Source organism: Chryseobacterium sp. CP-77, assembly GCF_036362765.1.
Classification (GTDB): Bacteria; Bacteroidota; Bacteroidia; order Flavobacteriales; family Weeksellaceae; genus Chryseobacterium; species Chryseobacterium cupriresistens.
This window is the reverse complement of the sequence record NZ_CP143637.1, coordinates 2,543,688-2,557,866: the sequence shown is the minus strand read 5'-3', so window position 1 is coordinate 2,557,866 and position 14,179 is coordinate 2,543,688. Positions and strand designations below refer to the sequence as shown.

13 protein-coding genes are annotated in these 14,179 nt (G+C 38.2%); 5 read left to right on the top strand and 8 right to left on the bottom strand.

Annotation, left to right across the window (positions count from 1 at the left end; translation table 11 throughout):
* Positions 1 to 5 precede the first annotated feature (5 nt).
* Together V0410_RS11365 and V0410_RS11360 are read right to left on the bottom strand one after the other, a co-directional pair.
* Entirely contained in the window at positions 6 to 1,106 is a 1,101-nt protein-coding gene (locus tag V0410_RS11365; RefSeq protein WP_330747640.1) for an efflux RND transporter periplasmic adaptor subunit, read from the bottom strand.
* A 4-nt stretch (positions 1,107 to 1,110) separates the two neighbouring features.
* A complete protein-coding gene (locus V0410_RS11360; RefSeq protein ID WP_330747638.1) occupies positions 1,111 to 1,593 on the bottom strand; it encodes an MgtC/SapB family protein in 483 nt (160 codons plus the stop codon).
* 405 nt (positions 1,594 to 1,998) lie between these two features.
* On the opposite strand from V0410_RS11360, the gene V0410_RS11355 reads away from it, so the two are divergent.
* Positions 1,999 to 2,850 carry an EamA family transporter gene (locus tag V0410_RS11355; protein ID WP_330747637.1) on the top strand — a complete coding sequence of 284 codons (852 nt, stop codon included), beginning with the start codon at positions 1,999 to 2,001 and terminating at the stop codon, positions 2,848 to 2,850.
* 81 nt (positions 2,851 to 2,931) lie between these two features.
* Here V0410_RS11355 and V0410_RS11350 read toward each other — a convergent pair whose 3' ends face one another.
* Together V0410_RS11350 and V0410_RS11345 are read right to left on the bottom strand one after the other, a co-directional pair.
* Positions 2,932 to 4,293, bottom strand: a complete 1,362-nt coding sequence (locus V0410_RS11350; RefSeq protein WP_330747635.1) for an ATP-binding protein — start codon at positions 4,291 to 4,293, stop codon at positions 2,932 to 2,934.
* A 27-nt stretch (positions 4,294 to 4,320) separates the two neighbouring features.
* The gene (locus V0410_RS11345; RefSeq protein WP_330747633.1) at positions 4,321 to 5,025 is read right to left on the bottom strand and encodes a response regulator transcription factor; all 705 of its coding nucleotides are present in this window, start codon (positions 5,023 to 5,025) and stop codon (positions 4,321 to 4,323) included.
* Positions 5,026 to 5,125: 100 nt separating this feature from the next.
* On the opposite strand from V0410_RS11345, the gene V0410_RS11340 reads away from it, so the two are divergent.
* Together V0410_RS11340 and V0410_RS11335 are read left to right on the top strand one after the other, a co-directional pair.
* A complete protein-coding gene (locus V0410_RS11340) occupies positions 5,126 to 5,785 on the top strand; it encodes a YiiX/YebB-like N1pC/P60 family cysteine hydrolase (RefSeq protein WP_330747632.1) in 660 nt (219 codons plus the stop codon).
* Positions 5,786 to 5,946: 161 nt separating this feature from the next.
* Positions 5,947 to 6,258, top strand: a complete 312-nt coding sequence (locus V0410_RS11335; protein WP_062676181.1) for an NIL domain-containing protein — start codon at positions 5,947 to 5,949, stop codon at positions 6,256 to 6,258.
* A 434-nt stretch (positions 6,259 to 6,692) separates the two neighbouring features.
* On the opposite strand, the gene murA is transcribed toward V0410_RS11335, so the two are convergent.
* On the bottom strand, positions 6,693 to 8,000 hold the full coding sequence (gene murA, locus V0410_RS11330; protein WP_110008022.1) for a UDP-N-acetylglucosamine 1-carboxyvinyltransferase: 1,308 nt from the start codon (positions 7,998 to 8,000) through the stop codon (positions 6,693 to 6,695).
* Positions 8,000 to 8,662, bottom strand: coding sequence for a DUF4290 domain-containing protein (locus V0410_RS11325; RefSeq protein WP_330747628.1), 663 nt, complete (start codon positions 8,660 to 8,662; stop codon positions 8,000 to 8,002). The genes murA and V0410_RS11325 overlap by 1 nt, the downstream gene beginning before the upstream one ends.
* A 188-nt stretch (positions 8,663 to 8,850) precedes the next feature.
* On the opposite strand from V0410_RS11325, the gene V0410_RS11320 reads away from it, so the two are divergent.
* The gene (locus V0410_RS11320; RefSeq protein WP_330747627.1) at positions 8,851 to 10,290 is read left to right on the top strand and encodes an alpha-amylase; all 1,440 of its coding nucleotides are present in this window, start codon (positions 8,851 to 8,853) and stop codon (positions 10,288 to 10,290) included.
* A gap of 220 nt (positions 10,291 to 10,510) precedes the next feature.
* On the opposite strand, the gene V0410_RS11315 is transcribed toward V0410_RS11320, so the two are convergent.
* Together V0410_RS11315 and V0410_RS11310 are read right to left on the bottom strand one after the other, a co-directional pair.
* A complete protein-coding gene (locus V0410_RS11315) occupies positions 10,511 to 10,921 on the bottom strand; it encodes a thiol-disulfide oxidoreductase DCC family protein (RefSeq protein ID WP_110008019.1) in 411 nt (136 codons plus the stop codon).
* Between the two features lie 4 nt (positions 10,922 to 10,925).
* Positions 10,926 to 11,393 (bottom strand): heme-binding domain-containing protein, encoded by a 468-nt coding sequence (locus V0410_RS11310; RefSeq protein WP_227942832.1) that lies wholly within the window; start codon positions 11,391 to 11,393, stop codon positions 10,926 to 10,928.
* 430 nt (positions 11,394 to 11,823) lie between these two features.
* Here V0410_RS11310 and katG point away from each other — a divergent pair, with 430 nt between their 5' ends.
* A complete protein-coding gene (katG, locus tag V0410_RS11305; RefSeq protein WP_330747622.1) occupies positions 11,824 to 14,103 on the top strand; it encodes a catalase/peroxidase HPI in 2,280 nt (759 codons plus the stop codon).
* Positions 14,104 to 14,179: the final 76 nt, after the last annotated feature.

Genomic DNA, 14,179 nt, shown 5'->3' with positions numbered 1-14,179 from the left:
TTACATTATTTCGTATCCGGCATATAAATTCCACCTTCGGTCATGATGGTTTCTCCAGGTTTTAATCCTGATATGATTCTTATAGTTTTCTCATCGGTTTCTCCCGTTGTCACAGAACGTCTGGTAAATTGGCTTTTTCCTGTTTTTATCCATACATATTGTGAACTGTCTTCCTGCATTAAGGCCGTTACAGGAATCATCACCGTCTTTTCAGGTGTTGTTGAGAAGTTTACGGTGGCGTACATTCCCGGCTTTAATTTTCTGTCCGGATTATCACATTCAATAAGAACTTTAATGCTTCGGGTATCTTCATCCACCATTTCATTGATGTGGTATACTTTTCCGGTAATATTTCTGTCGGGATAGGCACTCACTTTTACAGAAACCTGGTCGCCAATATTGACAAAGCGGATATCTTTTTCCTTTACATCACCGGAAATCCAGACTTTTGATAATTCTGCGATGATCACGACCGGATCTGCATCTCCCTTCAGATATTGGCCGTTGACAATTTTGTTGGAAATAATTTCTCCGTTAATGGGTGCTCTTACAATAAGCGGACTTCCTATGCCTCCACTTTTGCTGTTATAGACCTTCAGGGCGGAAGATGCATTGGAAAGGGATGTTTTTTTATTTTTAAAATCCGTTTCCGCTTCGTCCAGCTCTTTCTGGATACCGACTCCGTGTTTTACGAGGTCCTGCTGGCGTCTGTAATTTTTTTCTGCAAGCTGTACATCATTCAGAGCATCCGTGTAATCTTTCTGAACTGAAAAATAATCCGATGAAAGGATTTCAAAAAGTGGGTTTCCGGCAGAAACATTTTGCCCAAGCTGAATAAAAGATTTTGTAATCCTTCCGGAAAAAGGGCTGGCAATTTCCGCATAATGATTGGGGATTGCCTGGATTGTTCCCGCTGAAATCACACCGTCGCTGTGTTCCTGTTCGGTTACCATCTGTGTTTTAATTTTTTTGAAAACCGGATGGCTTTCCGGAATGGTGATCTGGTTACCTTTTGTTATAATTTCCGGTTCTTTGTTTTGCTGAGGTGCATTGTCTTTACAAGAGACTGCAAAGAGAATAATACTACTTAAGATTATTTTTTTCATGATCTTAATACAATTGAGTGCTATTGCTGATTTTTACTTTTTCTTTGTTATTTTTCCTGGTACTGAACCATTTCTTGCTTCTGGCTTCTTTCTGAGAGGATAGGGTAGGCCTCAGGAATATATTGGTAGATACAATGAAGAGAACTGTGATTAAGGCTTCCAGAGGATATCCCAAAGCGCATAATGCGCCTATGGCTGCTGAACACCATAATGTGGCTGCTGTATTTAATCCTCTTACGGTAAGGCCGTCTTTCATGATAACACCGCCGCCAAGGAAACCTATTCCACTGACGATGTAAGAAGTGATTCGGCCGGCTGCATCGCCACCAATTCTGATGGCAATCAGTACGAATGCCGCAGAACCGATGCATACCAGAGTGTTGGTGCGGAGACCTGCATTTTTTTTGCGCCACTGTCTTTCGAAGCCAATACCGGCTCCCAGACAAAATGCGGTAAGGAGACGAAGGGTAAATTCGAATGTATTCATAACTTTTCCTGTTTTTGTAAGCTTTTCAGCTGTACGGGAAAAGTGAGTACAACTAAAGCTTTTAAGATTGATAATTACTGTAAGGATCTGAGTCCATATTGCTTTATTTTTTACTGTGCAAAAGTAAAACTGACTGTCCTTTTTTGCCGTTAGAAAAGCTTTAGAATGTGATTAGAAAATCATTAGAGAAAGTTCCTTTCTGTTTTTTTTGATGATTCTGCAGGAAATAGTTGTTTATTATATCCTTTTAATATGTGTAAACTGTACCCATGATAAGCGATAAAATTTCAATACATTTGGAGGCTGATTTTTGTATGATGAATTTTACAATCTGTCATATGAAATAAAAGCTTGTTTAATCCCGGACACTTCCTTCCAATATCTTTTGAATTATATATTGTAGAAATGAAAAAATCAAACTTAGCAATACCGGCTACGCTTTTAGCGATTATCTGTGTGCAGGGAGGAGCCTCCATTGCAAAACAGCTTTTTCCTGTAATCGGAGCTATTGGTACGGTTACTTTAAGAATTGTACTTTCTGCTGTTTTGCTTACTTTGATTAACCGTCCTAAGTTTTTACAATTTAACAGCCAGAAATGGAAATACTGTGCGATCTATGGAGTTGGATTGGCTGCAATGAATCTTATTTTCTATATGGCCATTCAAAGAATTCCGCTGGGATTGGCTGTTACTGTGGAATTTGCGGGTCCATTATTTCTTGCATTGGCATTGTCCCGTAAACTGCTGGATGTCGTGTGGGCATTACTGGCCTGCGTGGGAATTCTGTTAATTGTTCCTTGGAAAAATGATCATGTCGATTTGCTAGGACTTGGATTGGCCTTTCTGGCAGGGATGTTCTGGGCCCTGTATATTGTAATGGGTGGAAAGGTTTCGAAAATAATGGATGGAAAAGATGCGGTTACCACCGGGATGATATTTGCCAGCCTTGTCATTATTCCCTTTACCATCTGGGATGGAGCCGTTTTCAATCTTACTCCTGCTATTTTTATAAAAGGACTTGGCGTGGCTGTTCTTTCGAGTGCTTTGCCCTTTTCACTGGAAATGATGGCCTTGAAAAAACTTCCTGCAAAGACTTTCAGTATTCTGATGAGTCTGGAACCGGCATTTGCCGCACTCTCAGGATTGGTTTTTCTTGCTGAAGAATTATCTTTTTTGCAATGGATTTCTATTGCCTGTGTAATTACAGCGAGTATTGGAACGACCGTTTTCAATAAGAAATCTCTTTCTCATGATTGATGAAATTTTTTAACCATTAAGTAAATGAAGGTTGTAAGGAAAGTTAAGATTCAAATACATTTGAATGAAGTTTCTGATCAATTACTGGGTGATAAACTCTACCTTAAAAGTAGTTTTATTCTGTTCTGATACAACTTTGATTTTTGCATTGTGAAGGTGAATAATTTTCTCCGTGAGAAATAATCCTATTCCATGACCTTTTTCACGTTTGGAGTTTTCACTTCTGAAAAAAGGCTCGAAAATATGCAGTAAATCTTTTTCATGGATACTATTTCCGGTATTGGTAAAACTGATTGTAAGAATTTTTGAATCCGTATTAACATCAATCAGGCAGGTATGTTCCGGAGAATATTTACAGGCATTGTCGATAAGATTGTTGAAGGCCACCTGAAGAAGATATTCATTTCCCTGAATGATAAGCTGATGTTCTTCCACGGAATCTTCTATGTTCAGAGAAACTTTATATCCTGAATTTTCTTTGGTGATTTTGGTATAAGATTCCAGAAGAACCTCGTCAAGACGTACTTCCGAAAAACTGATCTCATTGGGATCATAGCTTGCTTTGGCGAGATCCATTAAGCTATTGGACAGTTTTACCATATTCCGGGCATCATCCAGCGCGAATTGAATGGTTTCCTGATATTCTTCCCTGGTTTTATCTTTTACAGAAGCCAGTTCCAGTTCGGTGATGATGGCTGATAAAGGCGTTCTCAGTTCGTGTGAAATATTGGATACAAAATGTTTTTGCGAATCAAAGGAATTTTCAAGCCGTTCCAGCATTCCATTGAAGTTTTCAGCAAGCTCATTAAGTTCGTCTTTTTCTTTGGTTGTTTTCAGGCGTAACTGTAATTTTCCGGCGGTTATTTTTTTTATCTGATTAACCATGTCCGTCAGCGGACTCAATGCTTTTTTGGAAAGAAATATTCCGGCCAGATAAATCAAAATCAGAATAATGAAAAACGAGATGAGACTGATGGTAAGAAGATGAGTAAGATAATCATATCCGTATTGATCATAGGCTGCCGCAGTTACCGCATACGTTTTTCCTTCATAATGATACACGATTCCAATGACCTGCAGATCATTGAGAAAGAAATTAATTTTCTTTTTTTGAAATATCTGAGAAAGCATTTCCGAAGTTTCCTTTACATAATCTACTTTGGCGTCATCATGATAAACCAGCTTCTTATTACTGTCATAAATCGCTACCTGAACTTCGTTAAGCGTTCTGGTATTGTTTTTATAAAGCTTGTGCATTTCCTGCTCGGGGAGTGAACTTCGGAAAAATAAATCGGCCTTGGCAATCGCTTCATTTTGAAGTTCGCTGTAAAAAGATTGTTCTCTGGCTTCTTTGGATGAATAATAGATCGACATACTGTAAATACTTAAAAGCATTGCAGTGATTAAGGTAAAAAGCAGGGTAAGTCGGGTTCTTATTTTCATCCGGATATTTTTAATTTATCTCAATGCTTACTGTACAATACCTTTTTCGTAGTCTTTTTTAAGAATAAATCCCATTCCCGCTTTGGTATGGATCAGTTTGGTTTTAAAATCTTTATCTATTTTTTTTCGTAGATAATTGATATAGACATCAATAAAGTTGGTCCCCGTATCAAAATGGGTTTCCCACACCTTTTCTGCAATTTCACTTCTGGAAAGTACTCTTTCTGAATTTTCCATCATGAATTTTAAGAGATTAAATTCTTTCGGGGTCAATTTTATAGGCGTATGATCACGGCTCACGGTTTTTTGTTCCATATTCATTTCAATACCTTCATATGTAAGAACAGAAACTCTTTGGTGGGGCTGTTGTGAAAATCTTTTCAGAAGTACTTTGATCCTTGCTACCAGTTCACGCATTTCAAAAGGTTTGGTGAGATAATCATCAGCTCCGGCATCAAATCCTTCCAGCTTATCATCCGTAGTTCCCAATGCAGTAAGCATAATGACAGGAAGATTGGGTTTTAAACTTTTGATTTCATTACAGAATTCAAGACCATCTTTTTTGGGCAATACAATATCTGTCACTACCAGATCAAAATGGGTCTGTAAAGCAAGCTTCAGACCGGTATTTCCATCGTAAGCTGCAGTGACCTCAAACTCTGCTTCCTGAAATCCCTTTGCAATCAATTTTGAAAGTCTGTCGTCGTCTTCAATTAATAAAATATGGGGCATAAAATTCCTGAAGTGTTTGGGTTGGGGTGAAGAATAGATCAATATTCTCACAAATGTAATGAATTCTATTTTGTAATTTTGGTTCCGAAAATAGAATCGAATGTCTGAATTTAGATTAAAAAAGAGGTATGTGGCTGGATTTTTATACGGTCTGATGTTATTATTGGTACAGTGTCATAATAATGTTTCTGTAAGTACTGTAGATATCAAAAACGGAGACCTTCTTTTTGTAACTGCAAAAGAAACAGGGCTTTCCGGAGCGATTAATAATGTAACTCAACAACAAAAAACAGCTTCATTTGATCATATAGGAATTCTGGAAAAAAAGGGCCGCAAAATGTTTGTTCTGCATGCTGCACCAAAAGGCGGTTCTCAGAGACAAGATTTAAAAGACTTTATTAAAGATCAGAAAGAAGAAGGTCAGGAAGTAATTGTTTACCGGTTAAAACCGGAATATCAGAAAGCAATTCCTGAAGCGGTTAAAAAAGCGCATTCCATGCTGGGAAAACCTTACAATTTCAATTATATCCTTGATGAAAATTCCTATTACTGTTCAGATTTTGTGGAAAGAGCTTTTCGGGACGAACATATTTTCAAACTGGAGCCCATGACATTTATTGATCCTAAAACAGGAAAAACAAACACATTCTGGGAAGAATTTTATACTAAGAAAAATCTCAAAGTCCCTGAAGGTGAGCCTGGTTGCAACCCAAACGGATTGGCCGGTTCTGGTAAATTAGAAAGAATAGGGAACTATTAAAACATAAGAGAAGCTCAACAGGCTTCTTTTTTTTATGTTAAATTTTAAAAAAATATTAGTCTACTAATTTGGTGGACTAATATTTTTTTATATTTTTGTCACAGATTTAAAAACAAAAGTGTCATATGATCTGACAGAGTTTAACCCAAAAATGTTTAGCAATGATTACACCTAATCCCGGCCTGCAGGTTTTACAAAATAAAATTAACCTGCCTAAAAAAGAATTGTTATTGGAAATAGAGTTGAATGGTAAAATGAAATTTGAACATTTGATGAATACGATCTACAATCAATTTGGCATTTGTCATAGAGTGTTATCTGCTAACGTAGAGTATGTGAACGGGTATAGTTTCGGTTCAGTACAGTTATATATTAATGTCAATTCAGAAGATTTTCAGCAGCTTGAAGTCTATCTGAATAAAAATAAACTTATCAATACGACGGTAGAATATACCTGCAGAACTTATTTTTAAGTGAGATTCATATAGTTTTAATTACTCAAAGCGTCAGGTTTTTACCGGGCGCTTTTTATTTTGCACTATAACAGATTTAAATGACGAATCAAATTGCTGCAGAACAGAGATGCCTCAAGGGTGTCATTCTGAGCGAAATGAAATGTAGTGAAGAATCTTATTTGATTGACAATAAGATTCTTCGTCAGAAATCAAAGATTCGACGTAGCCAATGACAGAAGTAAAAAAAAGCGCTCAGATATTCTGAACGCTTTTATAAAATTTTTGGCTTATCCCTTTAGTTAATACCCGAGATTAATAATTAAAAAGGTTTTCTTATCGATAACCCTTCGACAGGCTCAGGGTGGCAACCCTAAAACCAACCGAAATTTTTAAACATTGTCAGGCTGAGCCTGGCGAAGCCATTATTTAAAGATTAGCTCAATAAAATAATTTTAGATTCTTTCAATGTCAGCACCAATAGCTCTCAGTCTTCCATCAATATTTTCATATCCTCTGTCGATCTGCTCGATATTGTGGATAATAGATTTTCCTTCCGCAGAAAGTGCTGCAATAAGAAGGGCGTTTCCGGCTCTGATATCCGGGGAAACCATTGTTGTCCCTCTTAACGGAGCTTCCTGGTTCAATCCGATTACCGTAGCTCTGTGTGGATCACATAAAATGATCTGGGCTCCCATGTCGATTAATTTATCCACAAAGAATAATCTGGATTCAAACATTTTCTGATGAACCAGAATACTTCCTTTGGCCTGAGTAGCCACTACTAAAATAATAGATAATAAATCCGGTGTAAATCCAGGCCATGGCGCATCCGAAATCGTAAGGATAGAACCATCAATAAATTTCTGGATTTTATAATGCTCCTGTGCAGGAATATAGATATCATCACCGCTTTGCTCAAGCTGAATTCCCAGTTTTCTGAAGGTATTCGGAATCACACCAAGCTGGTTCCAGTTTACATTTTTAATGGTGATTTCAGATTTTGTCATGGCTGCAAGACCAATCCATGAACCGATCTCTACCATGTCCGGAAGCATGGTATGCTCAGTACCTCTCAGATATTCAACCCCTTCAATAGTAAGAAGGTTGGATCCGATTCCTGAGATATTGGCTCCCATTCTGTTCAGCATTTTACATAATTGCTGAAGATAAGGTTCGCAGGCAGCATTGTAGATTCTTGTTTTTCCTTTAGCCAATGCGGCTGCCATTACAATATTGGCCGTTCCGGTTACAGAAGCTTCTTCCAATAGGATGAATTTTCCTCTCAGTTCCTTAGCTTTTAAAGAATAGAAATATTCCTCCTCATCATAATTGAATTCAGCACCTAATTCAACAAGTCCCTGAAAGTGAGTATCCAATCTTCTTCTCCCGATCTTGTCACCTCCGGGAGTAGGCATATAAGCCTCTCCATAACGGGCAAGCATTGGTCCCATCAGCATAATGGATCCGCGAAGTTTGGCTCCGTCTTTTTTAAACTCATTAGATTTTATATAATCAAAATTAACCTGATCTGCTTTGAAAGTATAATCTCCCTGTCCGTTTTTGGTAATTTTTACTCCAAAATCTCCAAGAATTTCAATCAGTCGGTTCACATCATGGATATCAGGAATATTTTTGATTCTTACTTCTTCGTCTGTCAGAAGAACAGCACATAAAATTTGTAGAGCCTCATTTTTGGCTCCTTGTGGAGTTATTTCACCCTGCAGTCTTTTTCCTCCTCTTATTTGAAATGTTCCACTCATTATTTTCTGTTTTTATGATTGTTATTATGCCTTCTTTTGTTGGGCTGGTTATTATTTTTATTGTTGCTGTTGTTCCTGTTGTTATTGTTGTTCCTGTTGTTATTATTGCTGGTGTAATAGATTTTACTCTTTTCAAGAGAATCTATTCCGGTAAGATCCAGCCTGTTTTCAGAGAGTTCTTTCAGGTGGCGGAAAATAACATCATCCGTCACATGTTCTTTATTATAGACATTATAAGACTTCTTCATATTGTTGGCAATCACCTCGATAAGGGCTTCTTTTTCATCACCCGTTTCCAGTTCGATTGCTTTTTCTATCAATTGAAGAATACTTTTTCCGTAGAACTTAAAGTCACCTTGAAGTTTTGGGTATTCCATTCTTTTAGGTTTTTCCGCCAGCTGTTCCATCGTTGGGAACGGATAAGGAGAATCTACATCCAGATCATAGTTGGCAAGAATAAAAAGATGGTCCCAAAGTTTATGTTTATAATTTTCCTCGTCGCGAAGTTGTGGGTTTCTCTGACCCATAAAATCGATGATTGCCATAGCCATTTCATTCCTTTCGTCTTTGGAAGGAAGTTCTTTGCAGCGCTCAACCAACTGTTGTATAATTCTGCCATATTCCGGCATATGAAGCTGAGTTTTTTGGGTGTTGTATTCCATAGTATGCAAATATATGCATTAAAAGAAAAATTGTCTCGGGAATCTGAAAAATTTATGATTTTTTAATGAAAAAAATTGAATGCCTTTCATCTTGATTTATTAGGTAAAATGAAAATATTTCCCATTTATTTGATTTTGTTTTTAATAAAATTGTATCTTGTTTAATAGATTGATAATTAATTACAGCGATGAAAAAAACAAACTTTTTCCTTTCACTACTGGCTTTAGCATTAATAAGCTCATGCCGTACAAGTGATGAATTAATGACAGAACCTACCAAGCAGGAAGAGGTTCATAACAAAACAGTGAATGTGACCAATCATGATGGCCGACCTTTCAGTACAGGAAGCGGTTCAGGTTCTGCACAAAGTAAATTCGTAGCCGGACCGGGTGGCGGAGTTCTTATGCAGGGCTTTTACTGGGATGTTCCGGAAGGTGGTAACTGGTGGAATACCGTTAAAGACAAAATAACAGCGTGGTCCAATGCAGGAATTGGGGCAGTATGGCTGCCGCCGGCATCAAAAGCACAGAACGGTGCATATTCTATGGGGTACGATCCTACAGATTACTATGATTTTGGAGATTTTAATCAGAATGGAAGCACGGAAACCCGTTTCGGATCCAGAGCCGAACTGGAAGCATTGATTACGAAGGCTCATGCCGAAAATATGCAGGTATACGCAGATATTGTAATCAATCATAACAGTGGAGGACAATCTGAAGCCAATCCTTTTACAGGAACCAATACCTGGACTAATTTTTCTGGTGTGGCTTCCGGAAAATTCCAGAGAAACTATAATGACTTTTACAAAAATGCTTATGGAAATAATGATGAAGGAGCTTTTGGCGGTTTTCCGGATTTATGCCACGCGAATCCTCATGTCCAGGACTGGCTCTGGGGAAGAGATGATTCTGTCGCAAAATATTATAAAAATGTGATGAAATTTGACGGCTGGAGGTTTGATTACGTTAAAGGATTCGGGCCATGGGTTGTTAACACCTGGAATTCTAACGTAGGCGGATTTTCTGTCGGGGAATTATGGGATTCCAATGTCAACACATTGGAATGGTGGGCCAATAATGCCAACAGTTCCGTATTTGATTTTGCGGCTTATTATAAAATGGATGAAGCCTTTGATAATGGTAATCTAAATGCTTTGAATGATGATATGATGTGGAAAAGAAATCCATACAAATCAGTCACCTTTGTTGCCAATCACGATACCGATATCATTTACAATAAAATGCCGGCATATGCCTATATCTTAACCCATGAAGGATATCCTACCATTTTTTACAGAGATTATGAAGAATGGTTAAATAAAGAACGACTGAACAATCTGATCTGGATTCACAATAACAAAGCCACCGGAACAACTTCCATTCTCTACACCGATAATGATGAATATATTGCAAGACGTAACGGTTATAATGGTAATCCGGGACTTGTAGTTTACATCAATACGTCTTCAAACTGGCAGGAAAGATGGATAGAAACCAACTGGAGCAGCCAGCAGATCAAAGATTTTACAGGGAACTCAAGCTGGTACCCAACAACTCAGGGAGATAAATGGGTGAAAATCCAGTGCCCGCCGAATTCTTATTCTGTGTGGTCGCTGAATTTATGAGTAATGAGCAATGGGTAATTATTGATAATTGATAATTGATAATTGATTAAGCTGGTAAAGAGACTGCTCTTCAGTTTAATTTTTATTAAACATTAAACAAGCAAAACTATACGTATTATTTATCATTCCGTAGGAATATCTATACAAAGCATTAATATTGTAGGAAATTCTTACGGAATGATCTTTTTATAAGTTAAATGAAACGGTGTAAGATCATTAATTACACCTGAATAAATTTTTTCTTCTGATGAAGGTCCGGTAAATAACATTTCTGGTTGGCCAGTTTCATCCTGTTTCTGGAAATAAGATCATAAGCCTTGTCCCTTAAAAATGCAGGAATGATTTTTCCGATAAACGAAAGTTTATATATGCCTCCCAACAAGTTAGCAATTTCCAGTACTGCCTTTGACTTGATCAGATAAAACCGTCCGGGTTTCCACAGATACATAGTATTGAATACATTGGTTTCCAGTCCTCTTTCGGATAAAAACTGCTGTCCGAAATCAGATTGAAGAGAAGCGAACATGAACTGGTCTTTATTGTCCCGCTCCAAAATCCATTGTACCCAGAAATTGCAGACTCCGCAATCTCCGTCAAAAAATACAATATGCTTATTTTCCCAATTTTCCATGACGTTATTTATTAAATAGAATTCTCCTTTCCGTGTCTTCTTTTACTTTTTTGAAATAATGGATAAGATCTGCACGCTGTTCATCCGACAGTTTAGCATTCTGATGTCCTAAATAATAGGATTCAAGCGGCATCTCTTTTTTTTCAACCATTTCTATACATTCCTCAAGTTTATGAAGCTGTCTTTTAGGTTCATACACTGCAAAGGTAGAAAAATTAAGATGATTCCTGCCCTCGTCAATATGATTTTTTACCCACCATGACATCGGGGAGATATTGCTGTACCATGGATACTTTGTTTCATTGGAATGACAGTCATAACATGATGTTCTGATAGTATGCGCTATCTTTTCAGGAGTATTTTTAATTTTCAGAAAATCCATGCCGGGAGTTGGCGGCGGATTCGTTTTATCGATCGGAAAAAACTGTATGATGATAAATACAACGAGAATGACAACAATTATTTTTTTCATAGCGGATGTTCATGTTTTATAATATAAAGATAGTTAATTTATTTTTAGTGAGAAGTTGAAAGCTGGAAGAGGGAAAACCTTCCAAAAAATGTTGTAATAGTGTATTTTTTCGGCAATTACTATGTTATTTTCATGGTGATATCAAACATCCTCCTTTCAACTTCCTTTTCCCATTAAATTCTTACGTTGAGTAATTCTAAATTGGACGGTATACTGTTGTTTTTATTTAAGTTAATCTTAAAAATGACTAACTTAATACCACAATTCTGACCAGATATTGTGCCGTTGAAAATATTTGTTTATAGTTTTTAACTATCATTGAAATAAAAATTAATAGATTGTATTTATTGAGCAAACGTTGTAGGTTTGTGATGTTCTTAGAACACAATTGGGAACTGTATTAATCAACATAAAAAATAAATAAACGACAATGGAAAAAGATTTGAATGACATCAGTAAATGCCCGTTTCACAACGGAACAATGAAGAAGAATGTAGCAGGAGGAGGAACCCAGAATTCTGATTGGTGGCCTGATCAGCTTAGAGTAGATCTTCTGCGACAGCATTCTTCCCTTTCAGATCCTATGGATAAGGATTTTGATTATGCCAAAGCATTCGAAAGCCTTGATCTGGAGGCTGTAAAAAAAGACCTTCATGCATTGATGACAGATTCTCAGGATTGGTGGCCGGCCGACTTTGGTCATTATGGCCCTCTGTTTATCCGTATGGCATGGCACAGCGCCGGAACGTATCGTGTAGGTGACGGAAGAGGTGGAGCAGGAGCTGGGCAACAGCGTTTCGCACCGTTGAACAGCTGGCCTGATAACGTAAGTCTTGATAAAGCACGAAGATTATTGTGGCCCATCAAACAAAAATATGGAAGAAACATCTCATGGGCAGACCTTCTGATCCTTACGGGGAATATCGCTCTTGAATCAATGGGCTTTAAAACATTTGGATTTGCGGGAGGACGTGCAGACGTTTGGGAACCGGATTCCGATGTATATTGGGGATCTGAGAAGACATGGCTTGGAGGTGATTTACGTTATGCTCACGGTTCGGAGGGAGTAGCAGAAGGACATTCAGCGGTTCTTCCTACCGATGATGATGCAGATGGAGATATTCATTCAAGAAATCTTGAAAATCCATTGGCTGCCGTACAAATGGGACTTATTTATGTAAACCCTGAAGGTCCGGACGGAAATCCTGACCCTATTGCTGCTGCCAAAGACATCCGTGATACTTTCGGACGTATGGCGATGAACGATGAAGAAACTGTTGCTTTGATTGCCGGAGGACATACTTTCGGTAAAACCCATGGAGCAGGTCCGGCAGATCATGTAGGAAAAGAACCTGAAGGAGCCGGAATTGAACAGCAGGGATTAGGCTGGGCAAGTACGTATAAGTCTGGTAGCGGAAGAGATGCGATTTCCAGCGGACTGGAAGTAACCTGGACAGAAACTCCTACTCAATGGAGTAATTACTTCTTTAAAAATCTTTTTGAAAATGAGTGGGAATTAACAAAAAGCCCTGCAGGAGCTCACCAATGGGTAGCCAAAGACGGTGCTGAAATCATTCCTGATGCATTTGATGCTGGCAAAAAACATAAACCAACCATGCTTACCACAGACCTTTCGTTAAGAATGGATCCTGTATACGAAAAAATTTCAAGACACTTCTACGAAAATCCTGATGCGTTTGCCGATGCGTTTGCCAGAGCATGGTTTAAATTAACACACAGAGATATGGGACCACGTGCCCGTTATCTGGGACCGGATGTACCACAGGAAGAACTGATCTGGCAGGATCCTATTCCGGAAGTCAACCACGAATTGGTTGATGAAAATGATGTGGAGGCATTGAAATTAAAAGTTTTAAATTCAGGACTAAGCAATACAGAACTGATATCTACAGCCTGGGCTTCCGCTTCTACTTTCAGAGGAAGTGATAAACGTGGTGGTGCCAACGGAGCCAGAATCAGACTGGAGCCTCAAAGAAACTGGGAAGTCAACAATCCTTCTCAATTGAATAAAGTATTAAATGTTCTGGAAGGAATCCAGAAAGAATTCAACGATTCTCAAAACGGAGGAAAAAAAATATCATTGGCAGACTTAATTGTACTAGCAGGAAATGCTGCTGTTGAAGTGGCTGCCAGAAATGCTGGTCAGGAGGTAAAAGTTCCTTTTGCTCCGGGAAGAATGGATGCTTCTCAGGAACAGACCGATGTAGAATCTATGGGTTACCTTGAGCCTGCAGCGGATGGATTCCGAAATTATCTGAAAAGAAAATATACGGTCTCTACAGAATCTTTACTGATTGATAAAGCACAGCTATTAACCCTTACTGCTCCGGAACTGACCGTGCTGATAGGAGGAATGCGTGCTTTAGATACGAACTTTGACGGTTCAAAACATGGCGTATTTACCAGCCGTCCGGGCGTTCTTACCAATGATTTCTTTGTAAATCTTCTGGATATGGGAACTCAGTGGAAAGCAATGTCAGATGACAGAGAACTTTATATAGGAACTGACCGAAAAACAGGTCAGCCAAAATGGACTGCTACGCGTGCAGATCTTGTTTTCGGATCCAATTCTGAATTGAGAGCTGTGGCTGAGGTATATGGAAGTGCCGATGCACAAAGCAAATTTGTGAAAGATTTTGTGGCGGCGTGGACGAAGGTGATGAATCTGGATAGGTTTGATCTGGTTTAAGTAAAAAATTGAAAATAAAAAAACGGGCTGCCTTTGCAAAGACAGCCCGTTTTTTTATACTTATCGGTGATTTTGA